The sequence below is a fragment of the Azospirillum sp. VT-I1 genome (assembly GCF_055698305.1).
The window spans coordinates 1,098,703-1,125,224 of sequence record NZ_CP168800.1; the positions used below are offsets into that span (position 1 = coordinate 1,098,703).

Below are 26,522 nucleotides of genomic sequence, written 5' to 3' on the forward strand. Positions count from 1 at the left end.
CCCGCGGAGGCTTCCGGGGGGCCGCGCAGGATAGCGCCTGCAGACCGGTTTCGGGAGTCCATCGGGGCGACGGCCGGCGGGAGTCCCTATATACTGACGGGCACATCTTTTCGGAGTCCGCCTGCCTGATGAGCAAAGCCCATGTCCCGGACCTGCGCATCGACGACCGCATGATCGTCGCCGCCGCTCTGGACCGCATCCTCTACGACGACCCCGACCATTTCGCGGCGGAGGACGCGCGCACCGTGCGCCGCCTGATCCCCTACGGCCGCTCCGGCTGGCTGCGGCTGGGCTTCCGTGCCGAGACCCAGGGCCCCTCGATGAAGGGCGAGGCCGCGGGGGTCGGCGACGTGCGGATGGAAGGCGACAAGAAGGTGGTGGAGGGCAGCGTCGGCGAATCGACGGCCTGGCGCTGTGGCCAGTACAAGATCACCAACCATGGCGGCGACCTGGAAATCTGGCAGGTGATGAGCGACGAATATGCGCCGGAACCGAAGGGCGCCCGGCTGGAATTCGACGCGCGCGGCGAGCCGGAACGGCTGACCTTCTTCCAGCCGCGGGACATCGAGCTGCGGATCCCCTTCACCAGCCTCGCCGTCGGCGTGCGGCTGGGCGGGTGGCAGTTCTGGAAGCAGGTGGCGAGTTAGACCCCCACCTATCCTCCCCGCGGGGCGGGGAGGGACTGCCGCCGCCTTCGCAGCAAGCAGTTGCCCAAACAAGCATTTACCCCCTCCCCGCCCAGCGGGGGAGGGTTGGGGTGGGGGCAATCGAAGACGGCGATTATCCGCGAAGCCCCCAAAACACACCCTCACCCCTGACGGTAGTTCGGCGACTCGTTGGTGATGGTGATGTCGTGGACGTGGCTTTCGCGCAGGCCCGCGTTGGTGATGCGGACGAACTGGCACTTCTCGCGCATCTCGGCGATGGAGGCGCTGCCGGTGTAGCCCATGGCCGCGCGCAGGCCGCCGACCAGCTGGTGGATGACCGCCGACACCGGACCCTTGTAGGGGACGCGGCCCTCGACGCCTTCCGGCACCAGCTTCATGGTCGAAACCTCCTGCTGGAAGTAACGGTCCGCCGAGCCGCGCGCCATGGCGCCGACCGAGCCCATGCCGCGATAGCTCTTGTAGGAGCGGCCCTGGAACAGGATGACCTCGCCCGGGCTCTCGTCGGTGCCGGCGAACAGGCTGCCCAGCATGGCGACGCTGGCGCCGCCGGCGATGGCCTTGGCCAGATCGCCCGAATACTTGATGCCGCCGTCGGCAATTACCGGGATGCCGTGCTTCTCGCACTCATCCACCACGTCCATCACCGCGGTCAGCTGCGGCACGCCGACGCCGGCGATGATGCGGGTGGTGCAGATGGACCCCGGACCGATGCCGACCTTGACGGCGTCCGCACCGGCGTCGATCAGCGCCTTGGCCGCTTCGGCGGTGGCGACGTTGCCGGCGATGACCTGGGTATAGCCGGACATGGCACGGGCGGCGCGGACCTGCTCCAGCACCTTGGCGGAATGGCCGTGCGCGGTGTCGACCACCAGCACGTCGACGCCGGCGTCGAACAGCGCCTCGGCACGGGCCAGACCGTCATTGCCGGTGCCGGTGGCGGCGGCGACGCGCAGGCGGCCCTTGCTGTCCTTGCAGGCGTTCGGATAGGCCTGCGCCTTCTCGATGTCCTTGACGGTGACGAGGCCGATGCAGCGGTAATCCTCGTCGACGACCAGCAGCTTCTCGATCCGGTGCTGGTGGAGCAGGCGCTTGCCTTCCTCCTGGCTGACGCCCTCGCGGACCGTCACCAGCTCCTTGGTCATCAGTTCGCTGACCGGCTGCTTGGGATCGTTGGCGAAGCGGACATCGCGGTTGGTCAGCATGCCGACCAGCTTGCCGCTGCCGAGCTGGTCGCGGCTCTCCACCACCGGGATGCCGGAGATGCGATAGTCGGCCATCAGCTGCAGCGCGTCGGCCAGCGTGGCGTTCGGCGTGATGGTGATCGGGTTGACGACCATGCCCGATTCGAACCGCTTGACCTTGCGGACCTCCTCGGCCTGCTGCTCGATGGTCAGGTTGCGGTGGACGACGCCGATGCCGCCGGCCTGGGCCATGGCGATGGCAAGCCGGCTCTCGGTCACCGTGTCCATCGCCGAGGACATCAGGGGGATGCCCAGCTCGATGGTCTTCGTCAATCTTGTCCGGGTGTCCACGTCGTTCGGCAGGACCGAGCTTTCGGCCGGAACCAGCAGCACGTCGTCGAAGGTCAGGGCTTCGCGGATTTTGGTGTCGCGCGCCATGTGTGAATCTCCCGGAAGATAAACGTGGCGCACTTATACACAAGACCATGGGCTTGTGAACCCGTGCGCACACAGCATCTGTTATGCAAGTGCGAAAAGAGTTGTAGTCAGTCGTTCACATTGCCGCCGCGGAAGCCGGTGGCGACGACGTAGGTCTCCGACGACTCCGCACGGCTGGCCGGCGGCTTGGCGTGCTTGACCACGGCGAAGTCGCGCCGCAGCCGGTCGAGCAGCGAGCGCTCCGCCCCGCCCTGGAACAGCTTGGCGACGAAGGCGCCGCCGGGGGCCAGCACCTCCTCGGCAAAATCATAGGCGGCCTCGGCCAGTCCCATGATGCGCAGGTGGTCGGTCTGCTGGTGGCCGGTGGTGGGGGCGGCCATGTCGCTCAGCACCAGGTCGGCCGGGCCGCCCAGCGCTTCCTTCAGCTTGTCCGCCGCGCCTTCTTCCAGGAAGTCGGCCTGCATGGTGGTGGCGCCGGGCACCGGGTCCATGGGAAGGATGTCGAGCCCGACGACCTTCCAGCCGTCCTTGGCGGTCTGCACCCTCTCCACCGCGATCTGGGTCCAGCCGCCGGGGGCGGCGCCCAGATCGACCACGCGCTTGCCGGGGCCGAGCAGGCGGAACTTCTCGTCCAACTGCAGCAGCTTGAAGGCGGCGCGCGAGCGGTAGCCGCGCTTGGTCGCCTCGGCCACATAGGGGTCGTTCAGGTGGCGCTCCAGCCAGCGCTTGGAGGATTCCGTGCGCTTGCCGGCGGTCTTCACACGGACCGTGGCACGGCGCCCGCCCGGGCGCGTCGACGGAGTCTTTTCGGTCATGATCGCTGCAGTTCCTCGGTCATCCGGCACGGGCGGGGGAACCGTCTCCCCTGCCCGGCTTATACAATTCCGGCCGCTCGCCGGCCAAATCCGGTCACTCGCCGGCGGCCCCCATCAGGTCCACCAGAATCCCTTCGCGCAGGCCGCGGTCGGCGATGCGCAGCCGCTCCACCGGCCAGACGTCGCACAGCGCATCCAGCACGGCGCAGCCGGCGACCACCAGATCGGCGCGGTCCTGCCCGATGCAGGGATGGCGGGCGCGGCCGTCGAAATCCTGCGAGACCAGATGGTCGATCACCGTCCGGGCATGGTCGACGCGCAGATAGCTGCCGTCCACCGCCCGCCGGTCATAGCGGCAGAGCCCCAGATGCACGCCGGCCAGCGTCGTCACCGTGCCGGAGGTGCCGAGCATCTGCACCTTGCCGGCGGCGATACGGTCCTGGATGCGGTTGCGCGCCTCGAACGGGGCGATGGCGTCGGCCACCGCCTCCACCATCTGGTCGTAATTGACGCGGGTGACGTTGGGGCCGCCATACTCCTCGGTCAGGCCGATCACGCCGCAGCGGATGGAGGTCTGGTCGAGCAGGCGCGGCACCCGCCCCTTTTCCACCGCCAACCACATCAGTTCGGTGGAGCCGCCGCCGATATCGAACACGATGGCATAGGGATGGGTCGGCTCCAGCAGGGCGGCGCAGCCGGCGAGCGCCAGACGCCCTTCCTCCTGGCTGGAGATGATTTCGAGGGAGATGCCGGTCTCGCGCTCCACCGCCTCGACGAAGGCGGCGCCGTTGGCGGCACGGCGGCAGGCTTCCGTCCCCACCGCGCGCACGGATGTCACCCCGCGCCGTTCGATCTTGGAGCCACAGACCCGCAGAGCGGCGATGGTGCGCTCCATCGCCGGTTCCGACAGATGATCGTTGCGGCTCAGCCCCTCGCCCAGCCGAACGATGCGGGAAAAAGCGTCGATGACGCGGAAACCGCCGGGTGCGGATTTGGCGATCAGCAGCCGGCAATTATTGGTGCCGAGATCCAGGGCGGCGAAGACCGGGCGCGCCAGCGCCGACGAACGCAACCGTCCGGTGTCGTTCTGCCGCTCGCTTTGCACCTGTAGATCCACGTACCGTCCCCGCTGCGCCTAAAGAGCGGAGTGTAACCCGGATCGCAGTCCGGCGGGAACCCCTCTCGACCCCGATCCCGCCGGCCGGACCCCGCAGGTCTCCCCTGCGCGTGTTACTGGGCTTTGACGAAGGGGCAGGCGCTGGTTTCCAGCGGCAGGAAGGCTTCGGCTGCCGGGATGCTGCGGACCTGCTTGTAATAGTCCCACGGCGCCTTGCTCTCCGCCGGGGTCTTCACCTGGTACAGCTCAAGGTCGTACAGCACGCGGCCGTCCTTACGGATGCTGCCGGGGGTGCCGAAATAGTCGGTCGGCATCGCCTTCATCGCGGCGGTGACGGCCTCGGCATCGGTGCTTCCCGCCGCCTTGACGCCCTTCAGCCAGTGCAGGGTGGCGAGATAGGTGTTGGCCTGCTCCTTGGTCGGCATCTTGCCCTGGCGCTCGAAGAAGCGCTTGGACCATGCCCGCGTCTGGTCGTTCTTGTCCCAATAGAAGCCGCTGGTGACGTACAGCCCCTTGGCGAGGTCGAGGCCGAGGGAGTGGATGTCGGTGATGAAGACGATGTAGCCGACCAGCCGCTGTCCGGACTCGGTTAGCCCGAACTCGCCCGCCTGCTTGATGGTGCCGATGGTCTCGGCTCCGACATTGGCGAGCGCCACCACCTTGGCGCCGCTGCCCTGGGCGCTCAGCAGGTAGGACCCGAAATCGCTGGTGCCCATCGGGTGGCGCACGCCGCCGACCACCGTGCCGCCGGCCTGTTTGATCGCCTCGGTCGCCGCCTTCTCCATCGCCGAGCCGAAGGCGAAGTCGGCGGTGATGAAGTACCAGCTGGTGCCGCCCGACTGTACCACCGCCTTGGTCGTGCCGACCGCCAGCGACGCGGTATCGTCCGCCCAATGGATGCTGTAGGGCGAACATTGGGCGTTGGTCAGTTCGGTGGTCGTGGCGGCGCTGATCATCAGCACCTTCTTTTTCTCGCGGGCCACCGCCTGTACCGCCAGCGCCACGGAAGAGACCGGGATGTCCGTCACCATGTCGACGCCATCGACGTCGAACCAGCTGCGCACGATGTTGGACGCCACGTCCGGCTTATTCTGCATGTCAGCCGACAGCACCTCCACCGGCCGGCCGAGCACGCTGCCGCCGAAATCCTCCACCGCCATCCGGGTGGCGAGGACCGCCCCCTTGCCGCCGATGTCCGATGCGAATCCGGCCTCGTCCGCCAGCACGCCGATGCGCACCGGCTTGGCGGTCTGCGCCTGCGCGGACAAGGTCGTCCCGGACAACGCCGTTGTGGCGAGCAGAGCCGCCAGCGCCAAAGGCTTGAGCAACCGACCCATGCGATCCTCCCCCATCCTCGTTTTGTGTGACGGGCGTGTGCCGACCTGCGGCGTCCTGCCGCACCGTTCGAGTCCGTGGATAGCGGGATTTGGTTTCATGCGCAAACAGTATCGTTTGAAACGTCTTGCTTCGAGCTTTGCCTCGCCTGTCTCGGGAAGGGGTAAAGCTCTGGGCAAAACAAAAGCCCTCGCTCCGAGATGGGGCGAGGGCTTTCGCAGCGGGCATCTACGGCCCGGATGAAGTCGCCAATCAGGCGAAAGAAATGGAAACTGGAATCTCAGTTATATCGGCCGAGCAGATCGGCATAATCAGGTAAGCGCCGGTGGAGTCATGATCTTACTCACCCTCCCTGGTATCGGTCTCTACTGTTCCGCCCAAGCTATCCGCTTGAACGGTAAGGCGTTTCCGATGCTCGCTCACTTCACCTCGATGTCGATTACTGTAAGACGAAGCCTGCTCCCCTTTCACAGAGCTGTCAAGAAAATCGCATGCTGCGCCGCAACGCCATCGGAGGAGATTCCATCGGCAGTCTCCGAACGGGGGAGGGCTGGCCTTTTGCCAGGGGCGCACCCACCTTGTGGGCATGCCGGAACACGATGAGAACACATGGGGCGGACGGGTCGCGCGATATGCGCGGGTCGGCACCGCCGTTGGCGGGCTGGCCGCGCGGCTGGCGGGCGAGCGCGTGCTGGGAATCCGCGTGGAGCGGGAACGCCACGCGGCGGAACTGCGCGCCGCACTCGGCGGGCTGAAGGGGCCGCTGATGAAGGTGGCGCAGATCCTGTCCACCATCCCCGACGCACTGCCGAAGGAATACACCCAGGAGTTGGCGCAGCTTCAGGCCGATGCGCCGTCGATGGGCTGGCCCTTCGTCAAGCGGCGGATGGCGAGCGAGCTTGGCCCCAACTGGCAGTCGCGGTTCCAGAGCTTCGAGCACACGGCCGCCGCCGCCGCGTCGCTGGGCCAGGTCCACAAGGCGATCGGACCGGATGGGCGGGAGCTTGCCTGCAAGCTGCAGTATCCCGACATGGCCTCGGCCGTGGAGGCCGACCTGCGGCAGCTGGGCCTGATCTTCGCGATCTTCGAGCGCACCGACAGCGCCATCTCCACCCGCCAGATCCAGGCGGAGATCGGCGCCCGCCTGCGCGAGGAGCTGGATTACGAACGCGAAGCCAAGCACGCCCGCCTCTACCGGTCGATGCTGGACGGGACACAAGGCGTCCATGTGCCGGACGTGGTGCCGGAGCTGTCGACCAAGCGGCTGCTGACCATGGGCTGGGTGCATGGCCGCAAGATCCTGGACTTCGTCGCCGAGCATCCGGAAGCCCGCGACGAACTGGCGATGAACATGTTCCGCGCCTGGTACGTGCCCTTCTATAATTACGGCGTCATCCATGGCGACCCGCATCTGGGCAACTACACGGTCCGGCCCGACCGCTCGATCAACCTCCTGGATTTCGGCTGCATCCGCGTCTTCAAGCCCAGCTTCGTGAAGGGCGTGATCGACCTCTACAACGCGCTGCGCACCGACAACCGCGAGCAGGCGGTGGAAGCCTACCGCACCTGGGGCTTCGTCAATCCGTCGAACGAGCTGGTCGACGTGCTGAACATCTGGGCGCGCTTCGTCTATGCCCCGATCATGGAAGACCGCCAGCGCAAGATCGAGGAGACCAACGGCGGCCATTACGGCCGCGAGACCGCCACCAAGGTCCATGCCGAACTGCGCCGCGTCGGCGGCGTCGAGATCCCGCGCGAGTTCGTCTTCATGGACCGCGCCGCGGTGGGGCTGGGATCGGTCTTCCTGCACCTGAAGGCGGAGCTGAACTGGTACCAGATGTTCCAGGGGCTGATCCGCGACTTCGATGTCGAGGCGCTGACGGCACGGCAGAGCGCGGCGCTGGCGGCGCAGGGGCTGCCGCAGGCGGAGTGAGGGAGTGGTGGGCGAATGCCCCCTCCCTAACCCTCCCCTCTTCGAGGGAGAGGGAACTCCGCTGCTCCCGCACTGAATCCCCTCTCCCGCCATAGGCGGGGAGGGTTAGGGAGGGGCATAGGTTCGCGGCCCCCAAACCCTTCCCATCCGCCCACCGTTCAGTCTATAGCTTGCCCCTCCCATGAAGACCGCCGACTTCGACTTCGACCTGCCGCCCGACCGGATCGCCGAGCATCCCGTCCGGCCGCGTGACGCCGCCCGCCTGCTGGAGGTGGGCCCGACCTTGCGCGACTTCATCGTGCGGGACCTGCCGACGCTGCTGCAACCGGGCGACCTGATGGTCGTCAACGACACCCGCGTCATCCCCGCCCGGCTCGACGGCCGGCGCGGCGAGGTCGCGGTGGAGATCACGCTGCACAAGCGGCTGGGCGAGCGGGAATGGGCGACCTTCTCCAAGCCCGGCAAGCGGCTGAAGCCCGGCGACACCATCGACATCGCAGACGGTTTCGGCGCCGAGGTGATCGCCAAGGACGGGATGGAGGTGCGGCTGCGCTTCTCCGCCGGCGGGGCGGAGCTGATGGAGGCGCTGCACCGCCATGGCCGGATGCCGCTGCCGCCCTACATCCGCCGCAAGGCCGACGAGGGCGACAATGCCGATTACCAGACCGTCTTCGCCGCCCGCGAAGGCGCCGTCGCCGCCCCCACTGCCGGTCTGCATTTCACGCCGGAGCTTCTGGCGGCGCTGGACGAACGCGGGGTGCGGCGGGTGCCGGTGACGCTGCATGTCGGCGCCGGCACCTTCCTGCCGGTGAAGGTCGACGACATCGCCGACCACAAGATGCACAGCGAATGGGGCGAGATTTCTCCGGAGACCGCCGCCGCGGTGAACGAGACGCGCAAGGCCGGCGGCCGCATCGTCTCTGTCGGCACCACGGCGCTGCGCATCCTGGAGACGGCGGGGCGCGAGGACGGGACGCTGATCCCGTTCAGCGGCGACACCGACATCTTCATCACCCCCGGCTACCGGTTCCGCATCGTCGATCTCCTGTGGACCAACTTCCACCTGCCGAAATCGACCCTGTTCATGCTGGTCTGCGCCTTCGCCGGCTATGACCGCATGCGGGCGGCCTATAGCCACGCCATCGACACCAACTATCGCTTCTTCAGCTATGGCGACGCCTCGCTGCTGCACAGGACGGACCCATCATGACCGGCATCGGCTTTGACCTTCTGGCGACCGACGGGCGGGCGCGGCGCGGCCGCGTGACCACCGCCCACGGCACCATCGAGACGCCGGCCTTCATGCCGGTCGGCACCGCGGCGACGGTGAAGGCGATGACCACCGACGCGGTGGCCTCGACCGGTGCGGAAATCCTGCTCGGCAACACCTATCACCTGATGCTGCGCCCGACGGCGGAGCGGGTGGCGCAGCTGGGCGGACTGCACCGCTTCATGAACTGGGACAAGCCGATCCTGACCGACAGCGGCGGCTTCCAGGTGATGAGCCTGTCCGACCTGCGCACCATGTCGGAGGAAGGCGTCACCTTCAAATCGCACCTGGACGGCAGCCGCCACCACCTGACGCCGGAGCGCTCCATCCAGATCCAGCACATGCTGGACAGCAACATCACCATGTGCCTGGACGAATGCACGCCCTTCCCGGCGACCGAGGCGCAGGCCGAATCCTCCATGCGCCTGTCGATGCGCTGGGCACGGCGCAGCAAGGACGCCTTCGTCGAACGGCCCGGCTACGGCCTGTTCGGCATCGTCCAGGGCGGCATCTATCCGGAGCAGCGGGCGGAGAGCGTCGCCGCCCTGACCGACATCGGCTTCGACGGCTACGCCATCGGCGGGCTGGCGGTCGGCGAGGGTCAGGAGACGATGTTCCGCGTGCTGGACTTCACCGAGCCGCTGATGGTCAAGGACCGCCCGCGCTACCTCATGGGCGTCGGCCGGCCGAGCGACCTGATCGGCGCGGTCCGGCGCGGCGTCGACATGTTCGACTGCGTGATGCCGACCCGCTCGGGCCGCACCGGTCAGGCCTTCGTCCGCCGCGGCACCATCAACATCCGCAATGCCCGCCATGCCCATGACGAGCGTCCGCTCGACGCGGAATGCAACTGCCCGGCTTGCCGCAGCTACAGCCGGGGCTATCTGCATCATCTGTTCAAGGCGGACGAGATGCTGGGGCCGATGCTGCTGACCTGGCACAACCTGCATTACTACCAGGACGTGATGCGGACGATGCGGCAGGCCATCGAGAACGGCAATTTCGAGGAGGTCGCCGGCGCCATGGAAGCCCGCCTGAACGAAGGCGACATCGAGGCGACCCTGGACCCCATCGCCAAGCCCGGCAAGCCGCCGAAACAAGGCCGCCCGCCGAAGAAGGACCGGGCGGCGGAGGAAAAGACCGATGAGTGAGAACATCTATGCCGGCCTGACCCAGCTCGGCGGCTCCACAATCCAGCCCAAGACCCCGGAAGAGGCGGTGCTGGAACGGGTGCCGAACCCGAACCCCGGCGATCCCTATTGCGTGCGCTTCACGGCGCCGGAGTTCACCTCGCTCTGTCCGATCACCGGCCAGCCGGACTTCGCCCATCTGGTCATCGACTATGTGCCCGGCGACTGGCTGGTCGAATCGAAGTCGCTCAAGCTGTTCCTGACCAGCTTCCGCAACCATGGCGCCTTCCACGAGGCCTGCACGGTCGGCATCGGCAAGCGGCTGGTGGACGAGCTGTCGCCGGTGTGGCTGCGCATCGGCGGCTATTGGTATCCGCGCGGCGGCATCCCCATCGACGTCTTCTTCCAGACCGGTGAGCCGCCGAAGGGCGTCTGGATCCCGTCGCAGGACGTCCCGACCTACCGTGGCCGCGGCTAAGCCCGCCCCACTGGCTTCCGCCGACCCGGCGCGGTTGCGGGACGCCATCCGCGACCGCGCGCTGGCGGTGGGTTTCGACGCGGTCGGTTTCGCCCCCGCTGCTCTGGGGCCGGAGGCGCGCGAGCGCCTCGCCCGCTTCGTCGCCGAGGGACGGCACGGCGACATGGGATGGATGGCCGAGCGCAGCGACCAGCGCAGCCATCCGCAATCCCTGTGGGACGAGGCGCGCACCGTCATCGCGCTCGGCACCAGCTACGCCCCGCACGACGACCCGCGCCGGCTGGCGGAGCATCCCGACCGCGGCATCGTCTCGGTCTATGCCCGCAACCGCGATTACCACGACCTCGTGAAGGGGCGGCTGAAGACCCTGGCGCAATGGCTGGCCCACCAGACCAAGGCCGGGGTGAAGGTGTTCGTCGACACCGCCCCGGTGATGGAAAAGCCGCTGGCGGCGCAGGCCGGGCTGGGCTGGCAGGGCAAGCACACCAATCTGGTGTCGCGCGACCATGGCTCCTGGCTGTTCCTGGGCGAGATCTACACGACGCTGGAACTGCCGCCCGACCCGCCGGCGCGCGACCGCTGCGGCTCCTGCGACCGCTGTCAGGTCGCCTGCCCGACCGCGGCCTTCCCGGCGCCCTACCAGATCGACGCCCGGCGCTGCATCAGCTACCTGACCATCGAGCACAAGGGACCGATCCCCGACGATCTGAAGCCGCTGATGGGCAACCGCATCTACGGCTGCGACGACTGTCTGGCCGCCTGCCCCTGGAACAAGTTCGCCCGCGCGACGACCGAGCCCGCCTTCCTGCCGCGCGCCGAACTGACGGCGCCGCGGCTGGCCGATCTGGCGCAGCTGGACGATGCCGGCTTCCGGCAGGTGTTCAGCGGCTCCCCCATCAAGCGCATCGGCCGCGACCGCTTCGTCCGCAACGTGCTGGTCGCCATCGGCAACAGCGGCGATCCGGCTCTGCGCCCGGTGGCGGAAGCCCTGTGCGAGGATGCGAGCGACGTGGTGCGCGAGGCGGCCGGGTGGGCAGCAGGTCGGTTGGCCGGGGCGGCACGCACTTCAGCATGAGGCCGAAGCCGTTGTGCTATCATCCGGTCCCGCATCATGGGGCAGAACCGGTGGAGGCCAACCATCAATCCCATCCCGACAGCATCGCATGACTACGGTCCGGCCCATCCCGACGAACTGAGCGCCGTCGCCCGGCTTGCCCGGCTCGGCTTCGGGCTGTCGCGCGACCTGTTCGACCGTTATGCGGCGCTGTTCGGCCCCGACACCATCCGGCTGCTGAGAATCCCGCTGGCCACCGGCACCATCCCGGCCGCCTGTGCGGCGCACTGGATAATGGACCAGTGGTTCGGCGGCCGGCCGGTCCCGGTGCAGGCGGTCGCCATGGTGGCCGTCGATCCGGCGATGCGCGGCGCCGGCCATGGCAAGGCGATGATGCGGTCGCTGCTGACGGAGGCGCGTGCCGCCGGGGCGGCCCTGTCCGTCCTCTGCCCCGCCACGCTGCCCTTCTATCGCGGGCTTGGGTACGGCTGCGGCGGCGTCACCTGCCAGTGGAGCGCGCCGCCTGCCGCCTTCGCCGCCACGTCGTCCGGCGCCGCCGCCCTTCGGCCTGCGGATCCGCTCGATGCCGTGCCGCTGGCGCTGCTCCGCCGTCCATTGCTGGCGGACGGCAACGGATTGCCGGAACGGACGGAGGCGCTGTGGACGCTCGCGCTCTGCCCGGACGGCGAGCCGGCCGACCTGTTCCGCAGCGATGACGGCTACATCGCCATCGTTCCGCCGCGGGACCGGAAGCTCGCGGTCGCCGATCACTGCCTGCCCTCCGGCCCGACGCTGACTGCGGCGATGGGGGTGCTGGCGGGCTTCCACGCCCAGGTGGATCGCGTGACATGGTGCGGCGGCCCCGACGACCCGCTGGCGCTCCTGGCCGGTGACGGCCTGCGCCTGGATGGGCGGGAGGAATGGATGGTCCGTCCGCTGGATGTCGCTGCGGCGCTTGAGAAGCGGGGTTATCCGGCCGGCCTGGCGGAATCGGCCACCTTCGAGATAAAAGATTCGTTAATTCTCGATAATTGCGGGCAATACCACCTTGAGGTTGCCAACACCAGAGGGAATATCTCTCAAACAGGGCAAGTTGTCGAAGCACCGGTCCGGATGGCGATCGGCACCTTCGCCACTCTGTTCACGGGGCACGCAAGCGCTCGCGCATTGTGGCGGGCTGGATTGCTTTATGGTGAAGAAAAGATGATCGACCGGCTGCATCGCATATTTTGCGGCGCGGCGCCCTGGATGCCCGATCGCTTCTGAAATAAGGCGGTTTCCTGACCTGAATCAAACCGGACGTTAACCGACCTGTGGTTCAATCGGATGATGATCGGGAGAAAAGCGTCTGCGAAACGGCGACGCGAGCGGGGAGTCCACCATTCATGACGATCGGAACGCGGATCGCGATTGGCTTCGCCACCGTGCTGCTTCTGACGGTTGGCGTGGCGTTCGTCGGCTGGAACAGCCTCAGCACCTATGCCGAACGCGTCGATCTGGCGGCCCACACCGCCGATCTCGACACGCGGCTGAAGTCGGTGCGGCTGGAAGAGGCGCGCTTCGTGACCGAGCGCGACGCCAAGGCCGCGGCCAACGTTCCGGGCATGCTGGATGCCCTTCAGGCCGAAGCGCAGCAGACCCGCGCCGCGCTCGCCGAGGGAGAGGGCCGGCGCCTGCTGGACGAGGTGCGCTCCGGCATCGACGGCTATCGCGCCGCCTTCACCAACTTCGTCGCCCAGGACGCCGAGGCGCACGCCCGCACCGCCAGCATGGAGACGCGCGCGCGCGCCCTGCGCGAGATCGCGGAGAAGATCGGCGCCCAGCAGTCGGAGCGCTATGACCTGAACATGGCCAGCAAGCGCGACGCCGACGCCGAACTGCGCCATGCCATGGACACCGCCGAGCGCGCCAACCGCGTGATCGAACGGGTGCTGGAGGTCCGCCGCCGGCAGAGCGAGCTGCGCCGCAATCCCGAGGAGGCGCTGGCCGCCCAAATCCTGGAGGCGCTGGACGAGTTGGTGCAGACCACCGACACCGTCGCCAAGGACCTCGTCGGCACCAACGACGAGGCGCTGGCCGCGCGGATCGCCGACGACACGCGCGCCTATCACGACACCGTGCAGGCCCTGCGCGGCCGGGGAGCCGCGGCGCTGGCCGATGCCGGGGTTGCCGCCGGTCTGGACGAGGCCGCCCGCGGTGTACAGGAGCGCGCCGTGGAGCTTCAGCAGAACCAGGCCATCGTCACCGAAGCCCTGCGCGAAGCCTCCAAATTCGCCCAGAGCGAGGTGAACGAGGCGGTGATGCTGCGCGGACTGGCGATGCGTCTGGTCCAGGACGCCCAGGGCGCGATGCTGGGCCAGCGCGACTTCCTGCTGTCCGGCACGCCGGATGCCACCGCCGGCGCGAAGGCGGCGGTCGCCGCGGCGGTCAAGGACATCCTCGTCATCGCCGGGCAGGCCGGATCCGTGCTGGTCGACCAGGAAGGGCGCGCGCTGATCGCCGCCATCACCGACGCCGCCCACGCCTTCGATTCGGAGTTCGCAGCGCTGTCGTCCGCCTCCGCCAAGCAGCACGAGGCGTCGGCCGCCATGGCGCGGGCCTCCGCCGCCGTCAGCGGACAGGTCGGCCAGTTGGTCACCCTGCAGCGTGAGGACCGCGAGGCCGGCCGCGCCAGCGCCGGGATGGTGATCGCCATCGGTGCCGCCGTGGCCCTGCTGCTGGGCGCGCTGATGGCCTGGATCATCGACCGCGCGATCACCCACCCGTTGCACGCCATGACCGGGGCGATGGGCCGGCTGGCCGAAGGCGACCTGACGGTCGAAATCCCCGGCGGCGACCGCAAGGACGAGCTGCGCCACATGGCCGCGGCCATGACCATCTTCAAGGACAATGCCCTGGAGATGCGGCGGATGGAGCGCGAACGCGAGGAGATGCGCATCCAGATCGACGCCGACCGCCGCCGCACCATGAACGAGTTCGCCAACGGGTTCGAACAGGCGGTGTCCGGCGTGGTGATGTCGCTGACCGAATCGGCCGGCTCGCTGGGCCGCGACGCGCAGGAGATGTCGTCGGACGCCGCGCTGACCACCGCCAAGTCGACCGCCGTCGCCACCGCCTCGCAGCAGGCGACGGCGAATGTCCAGACCGTCGCCGCCGCGGCAGAGGAGCTGTCCGCCTCCATCGCCGAAATCTCGCGCCAGCTGAACGCCAGTTCCGCCACCGCGTCCGGTGCGGCCGACAAGGCGGTGCAGACCAACAGCATCGTCGAAGGATTGTCGCTTGCCGCGGAGCGAATCGGTCAGGTGGTCGGACTGATCGGCGAGATCGCCGAGCAGACCAACCTGCTGGCTCTGAACGCCACCATCGAAGCGGCCCGCGCCGGCGAGGCCGGCAAGGGCTTCGCCGTGGTGGCGACGGAGGTGAAGAACCTCGCCGGCCAGACCGCCAAGGCGACGGAGGAGATCTCCGCCCAGGTCGCGGAAATGCAGACCGCCACCTCCAGCGCGGTGGAGGCGATCCGCACCATCTCCGAAGCGGTGACCGCCATCAGCGGAACCGTGACCGACATCGCCCATGAGATGGAGCAGCAGGGCAGCGCCACCCGCGAGATCGCCCAGAATGTCCAGCAGGCCGCGGAAGGCACCCAGCAGGTGATGCGCAACATCGCCGAGGTGACCACCGCCGCCACCAAGACCGGCGGCGCCGCCGATGCGGTCCTGAACGCCAGCCGCACGCTGGCCGCCCAGGCCGACCGCCTGCGCGGCGAGGTGCAGGGCTTCCTCGACAAGGTGCGGACGGCGTAACGCCGTCAGGAGGCCAACGTCCGCGGCTTCCCGTTCAGGCGGCGGCCGGCGAGGGCCAGCGCTGGATCGGCGCGCGGGACAGCGAGGAGTTGCCGTAGGCGCGCAGCGTGGTGACCTCCGCCCCGATCCAGTCCGGCAACGGAACGGTCTGGTCGGGGTCTTCCAGCTCGACCTCCGCGATGACCAGGCCGGTGTTCTCGCCGTGGAAGACGTCGATCTCCCAGCACAGGCCGTCCTGGCAGTGACGGTATCGCGTCTTGTCGATCACCCGCCCTTCGCAGCCATGGAGCAGCAGGCGGCGAGCGAAATCCAGCGAGAGAGGATGTTCCACCTCTTCGCGGCAAGCCCCCTGCTTCATGGATTTGATGGTGAGCGTGGCGCGGTCGTCGGCGATGCGGACGCGGACCGTGCTGATGCCGTCGGACGGTAGGTATCCCTGGACGATTCGCACCCCGTCCCGGCAGATATGCCGGACGTCCTTGCGGACCAGGAACCGTCGCTCGATTTCCAGTGCCATGACCAGGCCCTTCGGACGAACTCGCCGACGACCCTAGCCGAAAGTCCCGCCCGCCTTCAACCTCGCTGCCCTGTGTGCGACGCAACCGAGACTGCATGCGGGCGTACTATGCCGTGACGATCGGTCGCAAATGCGACCGCTTCGGTGCTATCCTGGAGCGATGAACGCCGAGTCCTCCGCAGACATCCTCCAGGCCACCATTCCCTGGGCGGTCCTGTTCGCCTTCTACGGGCTGCCGCTGCTCCATGTGGCGCTGTCGCGCCGCGGTGGCGGCTGGCGCCCGCCTGCGGGATCGCGCTGCCCCTTCGGCCCGCGCGCCGGCTGGCTGGTGATGGTGCTGATGCTGGGGCCGGTCGGGTGGCTTATGTTCGCCCTCCGCCGGCCCCGCCGGGCATCAAACGGATAGGACGGGGATCAGATCCGGCCCATCAAAAGCAGAACGATCAGGACAATCAGCAGCACACCGAGGATGCCGCTGGGACCGTAGCCCCAGCCGCGGCTGTGCGGCCAGGCCGGGACGGCGCCAAGAAGAAGCAGAATCAAGATGATGAGCAGAATCGTGCCGAGCATGGCCTTCTCCCTTCTGGTGGAGCGTTCGTGACGGACAAGCGGAAACGGAACGGGTATCCGTGGACATTGTTCCTGTCCGGCTCGAACGTGACCGTTCTCCACCACCAAGGGAGGTCCCCAAGGGGGATGCGGCTCCTCCGGCGCTCTCCGAACGGCGGACTGCGGTTCTTCGGCCGGTCGGCCCCTGTTGACGGACCGGCCGCGGCGGCTTAGGCTGGCATCATGATCATGCATCGCTTCGACGGCATTCTGCGAATTAGCGGCCCGGTTCTCCTTTGAGAGCCGGGGATTTCGCTCGTCCGTTTCGCAGAACCGTCTGAAGGCACGATCACGCCATGTCCAACACCGTGAACACCGCCGTTGCGTCCGCTCCGGACGCGCGCGCCACCGCGCCCGGCCGCCGGGTCGCCTTTTCCCTGGTCGCCGATGCCGATCCCGGCACCTTGCCCCGCGTTCTGGAATTCGTCGCGAAGCGCGGGCTGGTTCCGCTCGCCCTGCACAGCCGCCTGACCGACGATAGGCTCGCCATCGCAATGGAAGTGGGCGACCTGCCCCAGGCGGAGACCGACCATATCGGCCGCTGCCTGGGACAGATCCCGATGGTGGCGCGGGTCACCGTTGCGGAGCTTGCCGCCACCGCCTCCGCCGCGGAACTGGTTGCGGCGGAGTAACGGCTGCGGGAGTAACGGTCGGAAAGCCGGTCAGACCGGCTTCCGCGGCTCCTCTCCCGGCACGGCGGCGTCCGGCTGTTGCGGCTCCGGCGAAGGCTCGGACGCCGCCGGCTCAGGGCCGGGTTCCTCGATCTCCGTCCGCATCAGTTCCGCGGCACTCTGCAGTTTGCGGAACTGGAGGACGGAGAAGGGCAGCATCGACAGATAGGCCAGCCCGACGATGGACAGCGTCCACCAGGGCTGGCTGACCAGCATCGCCGCCAGCAGGCCGACGCCGGCCAGAGCCGGCACCACCCATTGGGCCGGCACGCGGGCGCCCTTGAAGGAGAAGGTCGGCAGGGTGCTGACCATCAGCCCGCCGATCAGCAGGGTCCAGGGCACGATCACCGCCGGATGGCCGAGGAACTGCGGCCCGATCTCGAAGCCCAGGATCATCGGCAGCAGGACCAGACCGGCGCCGGCCGGCGCCGGAACGCCGGTGAAGTAGTTGTAGGCCCAGGGCGGCAGGTCGACCACGCCGAGTCGCGAGTTGAAGCGCGCAAGGCGCAACGCGCAGCACACGGCATAGGCCATGGAGGCGATCCAGCCCAGGCTCCCCGCCCCGTTCAGCCCCCACAGATACATCATGAAGGCCGGCGCGACGCCGAAGCTGATGGCGTCGGACAGGCTGTCCAACTCCTCGCCGAACTTGCTCTGCCCGTTCAGCAGGCGGGCGATCCGGCCGTCCAGCGCGTCCAGGATGGCGGCGATGACGATGGCGATGACCGCCGGCTCCCACCGCTCCTGCATGGCGAATCGGATCGCGGTCAGGCCGGAGCAGAGCGCCAGCACCGTCAGGACGTTCGGCAGCAGGTGGTTGATCGACAGCCCCTTCAGCCGCGGGTGCGGCCGGCCGGGGCGGCGCGCCCGGCGCGGGCGGAAGATCTGCTGGCGGAAGACGGGCGGTCGTTTCATCGCCGCACATCCCCCTGCCGTTGCGGTTCCGTGCCGTCCAGGTCGGCCAGGATCGTCTCGCCGCCGATGGCGGTCTGGCCGACGCAGACCAGCGGGGCGACGCCGTCCGGCAGGTAGATGTCGGTGCGGCTGCCGAATCGGATCAGGCCGAACCGCTCGCCCGCCTTCACCTCCTGCCCCGCCTTGACCCACCACAGGATGCGGCGCGCCACCAGACCGGCGATCTGGACATAGGCGATCTCGCGCCCGTCGGGCAGGCGGTGGCGGAAGGCCATGCGCTCGTTCTCGTCGCTGGCCTTGTCCAGCGCGGCGTTGACGAAGGTGCCCTTGTGGTATTCGGCCGCCACGATGGTGCCGTCGGCCGGCACGCGGTTGACGTGGACGTTGAAGACGTTGAGGAACACGCTGATCCGGGTCAGGGGCTTGTCGCCCATGCCCAGTTCCTTCGGCGGCACGGCCTGGACGATCATCGTCACGCGCCCGTCGGCCGGGCTGACCAGCAGGCCGGGCCGGGTCGGCGTCACGCGGTCGGGATCGCGGAAGAAGTAGGCGCACCAGAGCGTGAGGACCAGCCCGATCCAGCCGAGCGGCGCCCAGACGGCGAGACCGAGAACCAGGGAGACCACGGCGAAACCGGCGATGAAGGGCCAGCCGGCACGGTGGATGGGGACGACGACGGTATCGATGGCGGACATCGCCTGCTTTCTTCGTATTTTCAGACCACAGCGAACAGCCATTCTAGACGCGCGTTCCGAGCCTTTACAGAATTTTAGCTGGCGAAGCCCATGCTGTCGTCTCCGTCGCCCCTGAAGCCGAGCGTACCGCCTTGTCCGTTCCCGATCTGAAGACCATTCAATCGCTGGCCGAGGTGCCCGACGGCGCCCTGCCGATCAGCCCCGGCTCCATCGAGATGACGCCGGAAGGCGTGCTGGGCATCGCCAAGCCGCCCCGCCCCTGCAAGCTGACCTTCATGGCCGACGGCCTGCCCTTCAACGTCGCCGTCCGCCACGAGAGCGAAGAGGAAGGCGGCGGGTCGATCTGCCAGATCTGGGCCGATGTCGGCCATGTGCCCTACACCGCCCAGGCGCCGGAGCGCCGCCGCGCCCTGCTGGCGGTCCTGCGCGGGATCGAGGGACTGCCCACCGTCCGCTTCATCGTCCAGGGCGGGCAGAAGATCATCCTGTTCTCGGAAATCAGGCTGGAACACCACGCCTCGCCCGAGGACCTGTTCCACCAGACCACCCTGGTCCTGCAGGAAGCGCGTCCGTTCCTGCGGCTGCTGGGGGAGTATCTGTAAACGGGACGGCCGGACGCCTTCAGCCCTCCGGCCAGAACGCCTCATCCATAAGTTGGGCGAAGCTCCACGGGCAATGCACCGGGAAAACCGCTTCGTCGAAGCCTGTTTCGGCAGCGGCATCACGCCGCGCCAAGCGGTATGCGTCGGCAATCGATTCGTCGAGTTTCGATTTTAGGCTTGGATTGTCGCGCAGGTGCGTCTCGATCTCGTCGCGGCTGTTGGCGACGGACAGACGCCAGGAGTTCCCGCGCCGCGCCGGCTGATGTGCCCATTTCAGCAGATGGTGCAAGAGCACGCGCAGCCGGCTGATCAACTCGCGTTTCTCGGTCTTGCCCATGCTCTCGATCTCCTCGGCGATGTGCTCGATGTCCGCCGCGTCGAGTTTGCCGGCCCGCAGGAGGGCCGCCTGTTCGTTCGCCCAGGCGTAGAAATCGCGGTCGTAGAGGCTGCTTCCGTCCATGGCCCACCTCCCCACATCGCCGCCGCGCGCGGGCCTCGGGCCGGAGGCTTACGTCCCCGACCCGATGCCGCGCATCGCGCGTGCTTACTTCGGAACCTTGCCCTGCACGCCCTCGACGTACCAGTCCATCTTCAGGATCTGCTCGTCGGTGGCGGTCTTGCCTTCCGGGATCACGACCTTGCCGGCCTGGTCCTTGACCGGGCCCTGGAAGGAGTGGCGCTTGCCCGTCACGATGTCGGCCTTGAGCTGGTCGGCCATCTTCACGACGTCGGCCGGAATGGCCGGGTTGTAGGGGGCCAGTTCGACCATGCCGGTGTTGATGCCGCCCCAGGTGTCGATCGGCTTCCAGCTGCCGTCCAGCACCGCCTTGACGCGCTGGACATAGTAGCCGTTCCAGTCCTCGACGATCGCGGTCAGGTGCGACTTCGGACCGAAACGGGTCATGTCGGACGACTGGCCGACCGACCACAGCCCGCGCTCCTGCGCGGTCTGGATCGGGGCCGGGCTGTCGGTGTGCTGGACGATGACGTCGGCGCCCTGGTCGATCAGCGCCTTGGCCGCCTCGGCCTCCTTGCCGGGGTCGTACCAGCTGTTGACCCACACCACGCGGACCTCGGCCTTCGGGTTCTGCTCGCGCAGCGCGATGGTGAAGGCGTTGATGCCACCGACCACCTCGGGAATCGGGTAGGAACCGACATAGCCGATGATGTTCGACTTGGTCATCTTGCCGGCGATGGCGCCGATGACCGTGCGGCCCTCATAGAAGCGGCCGGAATAGGTCGCCACGTTCTCGGCACGCTTGTAGCCGGTGGCGTGCTCGAACTTCACGTCGGGATAGCGCTTGGCCACCTTCAGCGTCGGGTTCATGAAGCCGAAGGAGGTGGTGAAGATCAGCTTGTGGCCGCTGGCGGCCAGCTGCTCGATCACGCGCTCGGCGTCGGCGCCTTCCGGCACATTCTCGACGAAGGTGGTGGTGACCTTGTCGCCCAGCGCCTTCTCCACGGCCAGACGGCCCTGGTCGTGCTGATAGCTGTAGCCGTGGTCGCTGACCGGGCCGACATAGACGAAGCCGACCTTCAGCTTGTCCTGCGCCAGGGCGGAGCCCATGCCTACGCTCAGCGCGATGGCGGCACCGGCCAGACCCAGCACCGCCTTGCCCATCGTCCTTCTGTTCACGTCGAAGCTCCTTGTTCTTGATATCTGTGTGATATGGGCTTTGTTTCGATTTCAAAACGACGCGTCAAGCATCGGGATGAAACAGTTTTCCCAGACAGGCCGGCGCGTTCAGGCGGATGCGGGCGACGTCCCGCGAAATCAGCACCAGGACCAGAACGGTAGCCAGATACGGCAGCATCGACAAGAGCTGCGACGGCACGTCGATGCCCAGCCCCTGAACGTGCAGTTGCAGGATGGTGACGCCGCCGAACAGCCAGGCGCCCAGCATGGCGCGCACCGGCTTCCAGGTGGCGAAGACCACCAGCGCCAGCGCGATCCAGCCGCGGCCGGACGTCATGTTCTCCGCCCACATCGGCGTGTAGTCCATCGACAGGAAGGCGCCACCCAGCCCGGCCATGGCGCCGCCGAACAGCACCGCCAGGAAGCGGATGCGCAGCACCTTGTAGCCCAGCGCATGGGCGGCGGTGTGGTTCTCCCCCACCGCGCGCAGCACCAGCCCGGCGCGGGTGCGGTAGAGGAACAGATGGACCAGCGGCACCGCGGCGACCGCCAGATAGACCATGATGTCCTGCCCGAACAGCGCCTGCCCCACCACCGGCAGGTCGGTCAGGCCGGGGATGTACAGCTTGGGCAGCCCCTCCAGCGGGATGCCGACGAAGCCCTGCCCGATCAGCGCCGACAGGCCGACGCCGAACAGGGTGAGCGCAAGGCCGGTCGCCACCTGGTTGGCCAGCAGGAACAGGGTCAGCACGGCGAACAGCGAGGCGGTGGCGGCACCGGCCAGCGCCGCGACCAGGAAGCCGGTGACGGCGCTGCCGGTCTGGATCGTCACGGCGAAGCCGCAGACGGCGCCGACCAGCATCATGCCCTCGACACCCAGATTGAGGACGCCGGATTTCTCCACCACCAGTTCACCGAGAGCGGCGAACAGAAGCGGCGTGGCGGCGGCGAACATGGCCGCCAGGATCGGCCCGATCAGAGCGAGGTCGTTCATGCCGCGGCCCTCCGCGCCCCGAAGCGGACCCGGTAGCGGATCAGCACGTCGCTCGCCAGCAGGAAGAACAGAAGCATGCCCTGGAACACTCCGGTGATGGCCTTGGGCAGGCCCATGGCGATCTGCGCCGCCTCGCCGCCGATGAAGGACAGCGCCATCAGCAGCGCCGCCAGCAGGATGCCGACCGGATGCAGGCGGCCCAGGAAGGCGACGATGATGGCGGTATAGCCGTAGCCCGGCGAGATGCCGGCAGTGATCTGGCCGATCGGGCCGGCGACCTCGCCCATGCCGGCGATGCCGGCCAGGGCGCCCGACAGCAGCAGGGCCAGCCAGACAATCCGCTTCTGGTCGAAACCGGCATAGCCGGCGGCCGCCGGGGTCAGGCCGATCACCTTGATCTGGAAGCCGATGAAGGTCCGCGCGATCAGCAGCCAGCCGCCGGCCACCGCCAACAGGGCGAACAGTGCGCCCAGATGCACGCGGGTGCCGCTCCACAGGATCGGCAGCACGGCGTCGGCCTCGAACAGCCGCGACTCCGGGAAGGCGAAGCCGTCGGGGTCGCGGTAAGGCCCGTGGACCAGATAGTTCAGCAGCAGCAGCGCCACATAGTTCAGCATCAGGCTGGTCAGGATCTCGCTGGCGTTGAAGCGCAGCCGCAGGAAGGCCGGAACCGCCGCCCACACAGCACCGCCGACCGCACCGCCGATCACCATCATCGGCAACAGCCACCAGCCGCCCTCGCCATAGAAGGCCAGCGCCAGCCCGCCGCCGGTGATGGCGCCCAGCGTCAGCTGCCCTTCGGCACCGATGTTCCAGACATTGGCGCGGAAGCCGATGGCGAGGCCGACGGCACAGAGCACCAGCGGGGTGGCCTTCACCACCAGCTCGCCCAGCCCGCGCACCGAGGTCAGCGGCGCGATGAAGAAGGCATGGAGCGCCTTCACCGGATCGAAGCCCAGCGCCAGGAACAGGATGAATCCGCTGAGCAGGGTCAGCGCCACCGCCAGCAGCGGCGTGACGTAGACCATGGTCTTCGACGCCTGCCCGCGCGGTTCCAGACGGATGAGGCTCATGCGGCGTCTCCGGCGTTCACGAAACCATCAGACCGCACGCGTGATCTCCCCGTCTTCGTCCGGCGGCGTGCCGAACAGGCCGCCCATCAGCAGGCCGATGCGTTCCACCGTCGTCTCGTGCGTCGGCCGGCTGTCGGACAGGCGGCCGTGGAACAGCACGGAAATCCGGTCGCTCAGCACGAACAGCTCGTCCAGATCCTGGCTGATGACCAGAACCGCGGCGCCCGAGCGCGCCAGCCCGATCAGCGCCTTGTGGATCGCCGCCGCGGCGCCCGCATCGACGCCCCAGGTCGGCTGGCCGACGACCAGCAGCTTGGGCTTCTGCAGGATCTCGCGGCCGATGATGAACTTCTGCAGATTGCCGCCCGACAGCGAGCGCGCTTCCGCCCGGTGGCCATGGGCGACCACGTTGAAGCCGCGGATGATCGTCTCGGCATAGGCCCGCGCCCGGCCGAAATGGACCATGCCGCCGCGCACCAGCGGTTCGCGGGCATAGCCCGACAGCAGCGCGTTCTCCGACAGGCTCAGTTCCGGCACGGCGCCGCGGCCCAGCCGCTCCTCCGGCACGAAGGCGAGGCCCAGCGAACGGCGCGCCCGCGGCCCCAGATGCCCGGCAGACGTGCCTTCGATCACCACGGCGCCGGCGTCGGCGATCAGCATCTCGCCGCTCAGCGCGGCCATCAGCTCCGCCTGCCCGTTGCCGGCGACGCCGGCGATGCCCAGGATCTCGCCGGCCCGCACCTCGAAGCTGACATCCTTCAGGTTGGTGGCGAAGGGGTTGTCGGAGGTGGTGGACAGGTGGCGCACCGACAGGCGCGCGGCCCCGGCGGCACCCTGCGGCGGTCGTTCGGGGGTGGACAGCTCCGCCCCCATCATCATCTCGGCAAGGCTGCGCGCGGTCTCCTGCCGCGGGTCGGTGGCGCCCACCACCTTGCCGGCGCGCAGCACGGTGGCGCGGCTGCACAGCGCGCGGATCTCCTCCAGCTTGTGCGAGATGTAGAGGATCGTGCAGCCCTCCGCCGCCAGGACGCGCAGCGTCTCGAACAGCTTGGCGGCCTCCTGCGGCGTCAGGACGGAGGTCGGCTCGTCCATGATCAGCAGCTTCGGGTCCTGCAGCAGGCAGCGCACGATCTCCACCCGCTGCCGCTCGCCCACCGACAGGTGGAAGACGTGGCGTTCGGGATCCAGCGCAAGGCCGTACCGCTCGGACACGCTGCGGATGCGGGCGGCGAGATCGTCCATCCGGCCGGCATCGTCCAGGCCGAGCGCGATGTTCTCCGTCACCGTCAGCGTGTCGAACAGCGAGAAATGCTGGAACACCATCCCGATCCCCAGCCGCCGGGCGCCGGCCGGATCGGGGACGGTCGTTTCCGCCCCCTGCCACAGCATGGTTCCGGAATCGGGATGCAGCACCCCGTAGATCATCTTGACCAGGGTCGACTTGCCGGCGCCGTTCTCACCCAGCAGCGCGTGGATCTCGCCCGGCTGGAGGACGAGGTCGACATGGTCGTTGGCGAGGCATCCGGGGAATCGCTTGGTGATGCCGCGCAACTCCAGGCGGGGCGGCGGAGCGTCCGGGGGAATAGTCTCGGCGTGCGAAGGCAAGGAGGGGAAATCCGGGATAAGGTCAAACCTGCATGGCAATGCCAAAGCCGTGCCACCGCTACCAACAGAGTAATCCGGTGGCACCACCGGCCGTCAACAGCCGATCCTCTGCCTATACGCAATGCATTTGCCGCTTTGGTCATCATGCCACAGTCCGCGGCGGCAACCCAGCCTTTCGCCCGGGGGGCTGCTGCGATGCGGCAGACCCTTGCCAGCCGGCACGTTCGGACCAACACTCCGGATGGTCGGCGGTTTTGCCGACCGGATTAGGCGGAGGCAAGGATGTCGGCGGGTTACGCGGTGCTGGACCGGCGGAGCGTGGTTGCGGTGACGGGGGAGGACCGCAAGGCCTTCCTGCAGGGGCTGGTGTCCAACGACATGCTGCGCGTCACCCCGGACCATGCCGCCTACGCCCTGTTCCTGACCCCGCAGGGCAAGTTCCTGCATGATTTCACCGTCGTCGAGTCGGGTTCGGACACCGCCCTGCTGCTCGATCCGGAGACGGACCGGCGGGCCGACCTGCTGCGCCGGCTGAAGATGTACAAGCTGCGCTCGAAGATCGCGCTGGAGGACCGGGCCGGGGCACTGCAGGTCGTCGTGGCCTTCGGCGACGGCGCGCTGGCGGCGCTCGGCCTGCCGGCGGAAGCCGGCGCGGCGCGGCCCTTCGGCGGCGGCATCGCCTTCATCGATCCCCGTCTGCCGGCGCTCGGCGCCCGCCTTTTCCTGCCGGCGGAGGGCATCCCTGCGCTGGAGGAGGCCGGGCTGGTGCGACGGGATGCCGCGGACTATGACGGCCTTCGCCTGTCGCTGGGCGTGCCGGACGGCAGCGGCGAACTGATCCCGGAGAAGTCGATTCCCCTGGAGAACCGGATGGACGCGCTGAACGCCATCTCCTGGGACAAGGGCTGCTACATGGGGCAGGAGCTGACCGCCCGCACCAAGTACCGCGCCCTCATCAAGAAGAAGCTGTTCCCCGCCGCCATCGACGGGCCGGCGCCGGAGCCCGGCAGCCCGGTGACGCTGGACGGCAAGGAGGCCGGGGAGGTCCGCAGCGTCCATGGCGGCGCGGCGCTCGCCCTGCTGCGGCTGGAGGAGGTGCGGCGCGCGGCCGAGAACGGGCTGCGCTTCCAGGCAGGTGCAGCGACGCTGACGCCCAGTGAGCCGGACTGGGACCCTACCACGAAGGGCTAGTCCCACACCGAAAGAGTTCACGGAAGGTTAGATCAAAACGCGACTTGGGCCTGTTGTACCGGTGTCTTTCGACACAACGACAAAGGAGCCACCCCATGCGTCGCACCCTGATCGCCACCGCCGCCACGCTGGCTTTGCTCTCCGGCGCCGCCGTCGCGCAGACCACCTCGCCGACCGTGGGCAACCCGTCCTCGTCGACCTCCAGCATGTCGAACACCGCCGCGCCGGACAGCGCGACCACCGGCAGCACGGCCGGCAGCACGGCGGCCACCACCGGCGCCACCGGCGGCCAGCTGGCCAGCGCCGACGAACTGATCGGCAAGAACGTCTACGGCCGCGACAACGAGAAGATCGGTGAGGTCGACGACGTCATCCTCGACGCCAACGGGCAGGCCAAGCAGCTGGTGGTCAGCTCCGGCGGCTTCCTCGGCATCGGCGAGAAGCAGGTCGCGGTCGACTACACCGCTGCCAACTGGGATTCGCAAAACAACCGCCTGAACCTCGCCGGCATGAGCCGCGACGACGTGAAGGCGATGCCGGAGTTCAAGTACGACGACACCATGACGTCGCTGAACAAGAACCGGAAGCCGGCCGAGGACGAAAAGATGGCGCCGGGCGCCGCCCCGACCGCCGGTTCGACCGGGACCACCGGCAGCAGCACGGCGAAGTAACGCCGCTTTCCCCCTCCCTAACCCTCCCCCTCTTCGAGGGAGAGGGGACTGCCGCCGCTATCGGAAATCCCCCCTCTCCTGCCTAGGCGGGGGAGGGAGGGACCCGCGGCGGAGCCGTGGG

General features: G+C 68.3%; 26 protein-coding genes. 13 read left to right on the plus strand and 13 right to left on the minus strand.

Features of this window, described 5'->3' with window-relative positions:
• Positions 1 to 128: 128 nt before the first annotated feature.
• Entirely contained in the window at positions 129 to 647 is a 519-nt protein-coding gene (locus AB8P05_RS05230; protein WP_472759075.1) for a hypothetical protein, read from the plus strand.
• A 161-nt stretch (positions 648 to 808) separates the two neighbouring features.
• On the opposite strand, the gene guaB is transcribed toward AB8P05_RS05230, so the two are convergent.
• From guaB to AB8P05_RS05250, 4 genes are all read right to left on the minus strand, one after another.
• Positions 809 to 2,287 carry an IMP dehydrogenase gene (guaB, locus tag AB8P05_RS05235; RefSeq protein WP_455172212.1) on the minus strand — a complete coding sequence of 493 codons (1,479 nt, stop codon included), beginning with the start codon at positions 2,285 to 2,287 and terminating at the stop codon, positions 809 to 811.
• 107 nt (positions 2,288 to 2,394) lie between these two features.
• Positions 2,395 to 3,102 carry an RlmE family RNA methyltransferase gene (locus AB8P05_RS05240; RefSeq protein WP_455172213.1) on the minus strand — a complete coding sequence of 236 codons (708 nt, stop codon included), beginning with the start codon at positions 3,100 to 3,102 and terminating at the stop codon, positions 2,395 to 2,397.
• Between the two features lie 94 nt (positions 3,103 to 3,196).
• On the minus strand, positions 3,197 to 4,219 hold the full coding sequence (locus AB8P05_RS05245) for a Ppx/GppA phosphatase family protein (RefSeq protein WP_455172214.1): 1,023 nt from the start codon (positions 4,217 to 4,219) through the stop codon (positions 3,197 to 3,199).
• A gap of 113 nt (positions 4,220 to 4,332) precedes the next feature.
• Entirely contained in the window at positions 4,333 to 5,556 is a 1,224-nt protein-coding gene (locus AB8P05_RS05250; protein WP_455172215.1) for an ABC transporter substrate-binding protein, read from the minus strand.
• 584 nt (positions 5,557 to 6,140) lie between these two features.
• On the opposite strand from AB8P05_RS05250, the gene AB8P05_RS05255 reads away from it, so the two are divergent.
• From AB8P05_RS05255 to AB8P05_RS05285, 7 genes are all read left to right on the plus strand, one after another.
• The gene (locus AB8P05_RS05255; RefSeq protein WP_472759076.1) at positions 6,141 to 7,487 is read left to right on the plus strand and encodes an ABC1 kinase family protein; all 1,347 of its coding nucleotides are present in this window, start codon (positions 6,141 to 6,143) and stop codon (positions 7,485 to 7,487) included.
• A gap of 181 nt (positions 7,488 to 7,668) precedes the next feature.
• Positions 7,669 to 8,697: a tRNA preQ1(34) S-adenosylmethionine ribosyltransferase-isomerase QueA gene (gene queA, locus AB8P05_RS05260; protein ID WP_472759077.1), complete on the plus strand. Its 1,029-nt coding sequence runs from the start codon at positions 7,669 to 7,671 to the stop codon at positions 8,695 to 8,697.
• The gene (gene tgt, locus AB8P05_RS05265; protein WP_472759078.1) at positions 8,694 to 9,908 is read left to right on the plus strand and encodes a tRNA guanosine(34) transglycosylase Tgt; all 1,215 of its coding nucleotides are present in this window, start codon (positions 8,694 to 8,696) and stop codon (positions 9,906 to 9,908) included. The genes queA and tgt overlap by 4 nt, the downstream gene beginning before the upstream one ends.
• The gene (queF, locus tag AB8P05_RS05270; RefSeq protein ID WP_472759079.1) at positions 9,901 to 10,365 is read left to right on the plus strand and encodes a preQ(1) synthase; all 465 of its coding nucleotides are present in this window, start codon (positions 9,901 to 9,903) and stop codon (positions 10,363 to 10,365) included. The genes tgt and queF overlap by 8 nt, the downstream gene beginning before the upstream one ends.
• The gene (gene queG / locus AB8P05_RS05275; RefSeq protein ID WP_472759080.1) at positions 10,352 to 11,440 is read left to right on the plus strand and encodes a tRNA epoxyqueuosine(34) reductase QueG; all 1,089 of its coding nucleotides are present in this window, start codon (positions 10,352 to 10,354) and stop codon (positions 11,438 to 11,440) included. Before queF ends, queG begins: the two co-directional genes overlap by 14 nt.
• 36 nt (positions 11,441 to 11,476) lie before the next feature.
• Positions 11,477 to 12,685, plus strand: a complete 1,209-nt coding sequence (locus tag AB8P05_RS05280) for a GNAT family N-acetyltransferase (RefSeq protein WP_472759081.1) — start codon at positions 11,477 to 11,479, stop codon at positions 12,683 to 12,685.
• A gap of 119 nt (positions 12,686 to 12,804) precedes the next feature.
• A complete protein-coding gene (locus AB8P05_RS05285; RefSeq protein ID WP_472759082.1) occupies positions 12,805 to 15,222 on the plus strand; it encodes a methyl-accepting chemotaxis protein in 2,418 nt (805 codons plus the stop codon).
• 34 nt (positions 15,223 to 15,256) lie between these two features.
• On the opposite strand, the gene AB8P05_RS05290 is transcribed toward AB8P05_RS05285, so the two are convergent.
• The gene (locus AB8P05_RS05290) at positions 15,257 to 15,739 is read right to left on the minus strand and encodes a CYTH domain-containing protein (protein ID WP_472759083.1); all 483 of its coding nucleotides are present in this window, start codon (positions 15,737 to 15,739) and stop codon (positions 15,257 to 15,259) included.
• Between the two features lie 160 nt (positions 15,740 to 15,899).
• Here AB8P05_RS05290 and AB8P05_RS05295 point away from each other — a divergent pair, with 160 nt between their 5' ends.
• A complete protein-coding gene (locus tag AB8P05_RS05295) occupies positions 15,900 to 16,145 on the plus strand; it encodes a hypothetical protein (RefSeq protein ID WP_472759084.1) in 246 nt (81 codons plus the stop codon).
• Positions 16,146 to 16,153: 8 nt separating this feature from the next.
• Here AB8P05_RS05295 and AB8P05_RS05300 read toward each other — a convergent pair whose 3' ends face one another.
• Entirely contained in the window at positions 16,154 to 16,309 is a 156-nt protein-coding gene (locus tag AB8P05_RS05300) for a DUF3309 family protein (RefSeq protein ID WP_082860756.1), read from the minus strand.
• Positions 16,310 to 16,644: 335 nt separating this feature from the next.
• Here AB8P05_RS05300 and AB8P05_RS05305 point away from each other — a divergent pair, with 335 nt between their 5' ends.
• Positions 16,645 to 16,980, plus strand: a complete 336-nt coding sequence (locus tag AB8P05_RS05305) for a hypothetical protein (RefSeq protein WP_472759085.1) — start codon at positions 16,645 to 16,647, stop codon at positions 16,978 to 16,980.
• A 30-nt stretch (positions 16,981 to 17,010) separates the two neighbouring features.
• On the opposite strand, the gene AB8P05_RS05310 is transcribed toward AB8P05_RS05305, so the two are convergent.
• Both AB8P05_RS05310 and AB8P05_RS05315 read right to left on the minus strand, forming a co-directional pair.
• Positions 17,011 to 17,934 carry a CDP-alcohol phosphatidyltransferase family protein gene (locus AB8P05_RS05310; protein WP_472759086.1) on the minus strand — a complete coding sequence of 308 codons (924 nt, stop codon included), beginning with the start codon at positions 17,932 to 17,934 and terminating at the stop codon, positions 17,011 to 17,013.
• A complete protein-coding gene (locus AB8P05_RS05315) occupies positions 17,931 to 18,629 on the minus strand; it encodes a phosphatidylserine decarboxylase (RefSeq protein ID WP_455172226.1) in 699 nt (232 codons plus the stop codon). The genes AB8P05_RS05310 and AB8P05_RS05315 overlap by 4 nt, the downstream gene beginning before the upstream one ends.
• A gap of 131 nt (positions 18,630 to 18,760) precedes the next feature.
• Here AB8P05_RS05315 and AB8P05_RS05320 point away from each other — a divergent pair, with 131 nt between their 5' ends.
• Positions 18,761 to 19,231 (plus strand): hypothetical protein, encoded by a 471-nt coding sequence (locus AB8P05_RS05320; protein ID WP_472759087.1) that lies wholly within the window; start codon positions 18,761 to 18,763, stop codon positions 19,229 to 19,231.
• Positions 19,232 to 19,250: 19 nt separating this feature from the next.
• Here AB8P05_RS05320 and AB8P05_RS05325 read toward each other — a convergent pair whose 3' ends face one another.
• The 5 genes from AB8P05_RS05325 to AB8P05_RS05345 form a co-directional block, all read right to left on the minus strand.
• Positions 19,251 to 19,691, minus strand: coding sequence for a DUF29 domain-containing protein (locus AB8P05_RS05325; protein ID WP_472759088.1), 441 nt, complete (start codon positions 19,689 to 19,691; stop codon positions 19,251 to 19,253).
• A gap of 84 nt (positions 19,692 to 19,775) precedes the next feature.
• Positions 19,776 to 20,852 (minus strand): BMP family ABC transporter substrate-binding protein, encoded by a 1,077-nt coding sequence (locus AB8P05_RS05330; protein WP_472759311.1) that lies wholly within the window; start codon positions 20,850 to 20,852, stop codon positions 19,776 to 19,778.
• A gap of 79 nt (positions 20,853 to 20,931) precedes the next feature.
• On the minus strand, positions 20,932 to 21,861 hold the full coding sequence (locus AB8P05_RS05335; RefSeq protein ID WP_455172228.1) for an ABC transporter permease: 930 nt from the start codon (positions 21,859 to 21,861) through the stop codon (positions 20,932 to 20,934).
• A complete protein-coding gene (locus tag AB8P05_RS05340; RefSeq protein ID WP_472759089.1) occupies positions 21,858 to 22,934 on the minus strand; it encodes an ABC transporter permease in 1,077 nt (358 codons plus the stop codon). The genes AB8P05_RS05335 and AB8P05_RS05340 overlap by 4 nt, the downstream gene beginning before the upstream one ends.
• A 27-nt stretch (positions 22,935 to 22,961) precedes the next feature.
• Positions 22,962 to 24,539 (minus strand): ABC transporter ATP-binding protein, encoded by a 1,578-nt coding sequence (locus tag AB8P05_RS05345; RefSeq protein ID WP_455172230.1) that lies wholly within the window; start codon positions 24,537 to 24,539, stop codon positions 22,962 to 22,964.
• A 282-nt stretch (positions 24,540 to 24,821) separates the two neighbouring features.
• Here AB8P05_RS05345 and ygfZ point away from each other — a divergent pair, with 282 nt between their 5' ends.
• Positions 24,822 to 25,730: a CAF17-like 4Fe-4S cluster assembly/insertion protein YgfZ gene (gene ygfZ, locus AB8P05_RS05350; protein WP_472759090.1), complete on the plus strand. Its 909-nt coding sequence runs from the start codon at positions 24,822 to 24,824 to the stop codon at positions 25,728 to 25,730.
• Between the two features lie 95 nt (positions 25,731 to 25,825).
• Complete coding sequence (locus tag AB8P05_RS05355; RefSeq protein WP_472759091.1) at positions 25,826 to 26,401, plus strand: PRC-barrel domain-containing protein; 576 nt, start codon at positions 25,826 to 25,828, stop codon at positions 26,399 to 26,401.
• Positions 26,402 to 26,522 lie beyond the last annotated feature (121 nt).

Coding starts and splice junctions, on each gene's coding strand:
- AB8P05_RS05230 (WP_472759075.1), top strand. CDS start 129: ATGAGCAAAGCCCATGTCCCGGACCTGCGCATCGACGACCGCATGATC.
- guaB (WP_455172212.1), bottom strand. CDS start 2,287: ATGGCGCGCGACACCAAAATCCGCGAAGCCCTGACCTTCGACGACGTG.
- AB8P05_RS05240 (WP_455172213.1), bottom strand. CDS start 3,102: ATGACCGAAAAGACTCCGTCGACGCGCCCGGGCGGGCGCCGTGCCACG.
- AB8P05_RS05250 (WP_455172215.1), bottom strand. CDS start 5,556: ATGGGTCGGTTGCTCAAGCCTTTGGCGCTGGCGGCTCTGCTCGCCACA.
- AB8P05_RS05255 (WP_472759076.1), top strand. CDS start 6,141: ATGCCGGAACACGATGAGAACACATGGGGCGGACGGGTCGCGCGATAT.
- queA (WP_472759077.1), top strand. CDS start 7,669: ATGAAGACCGCCGACTTCGACTTCGACCTGCCGCCCGACCGGATCGCC.
- tgt (WP_472759078.1), top strand. CDS start 8,694: ATGACCGGCATCGGCTTTGACCTTCTGGCGACCGACGGGCGGGCGCGG.
- queF (WP_472759079.1), top strand. CDS start 9,901: ATGAGTGAGAACATCTATGCCGGCCTGACCCAGCTCGGCGGCTCCACA.
- AB8P05_RS05280 (WP_472759081.1), top strand. CDS start 11,477: ATGGGGCAGAACCGGTGGAGGCCAACCATCAATCCCATCCCGACAGCA.
- AB8P05_RS05285 (WP_472759082.1), top strand. CDS start 12,805: ATGACGATCGGAACGCGGATCGCGATTGGCTTCGCCACCGTGCTGCTT.
- AB8P05_RS05290 (WP_472759083.1), bottom strand. CDS start 15,739: ATGGCACTGGAAATCGAGCGACGGTTCCTGGTCCGCAAGGACGTCCGG.
- AB8P05_RS05295 (WP_472759084.1), top strand. CDS start 15,900: ATGAACGCCGAGTCCTCCGCAGACATCCTCCAGGCCACCATTCCCTGG.
- AB8P05_RS05300 (WP_082860756.1), bottom strand. CDS start 16,309: ATGCTCGGCACGATTCTGCTCATCATCTTGATTCTGCTTCTTCTTGGC.
- AB8P05_RS05305 (WP_472759085.1), top strand. CDS start 16,645: ATGTCCAACACCGTGAACACCGCCGTTGCGTCCGCTCCGGACGCGCGC.
- AB8P05_RS05310 (WP_472759086.1), bottom strand. CDS start 17,934: ATGAAACGACCGCCCGTCTTCCGCCAGCAGATCTTCCGCCCGCGCCGG.
- AB8P05_RS05315 (WP_455172226.1), bottom strand. CDS start 18,629: ATGTCCGCCATCGATACCGTCGTCGTCCCCATCCACCGTGCCGGCTGG.
- AB8P05_RS05325 (WP_472759088.1), bottom strand. CDS start 19,691: ATGGACGGAAGCAGCCTCTACGACCGCGATTTCTACGCCTGGGCGAAC.
- AB8P05_RS05330 (WP_472759311.1), bottom strand. CDS start 20,852: ATGGGCAAGGCGGTGCTGGGTCTGGCCGGTGCCGCCATCGCGCTGAGC.
- AB8P05_RS05335 (WP_455172228.1), bottom strand. CDS start 21,861: ATGAACGACCTCGCTCTGATCGGGCCGATCCTGGCGGCCATGTTCGCC.
- AB8P05_RS05340 (WP_472759089.1), bottom strand. CDS start 22,934: ATGAGCCTCATCCGTCTGGAACCGCGCGGGCAGGCGTCGAAGACCATG.
- ygfZ (WP_472759090.1), top strand. CDS start 24,822: ATGTCGGCGGGTTACGCGGTGCTGGACCGGCGGAGCGTGGTTGCGGTG.
- AB8P05_RS05355 (WP_472759091.1), top strand. CDS start 25,826: ATGCGTCGCACCCTGATCGCCACCGCCGCCACGCTGGCTTTGCTCTCC.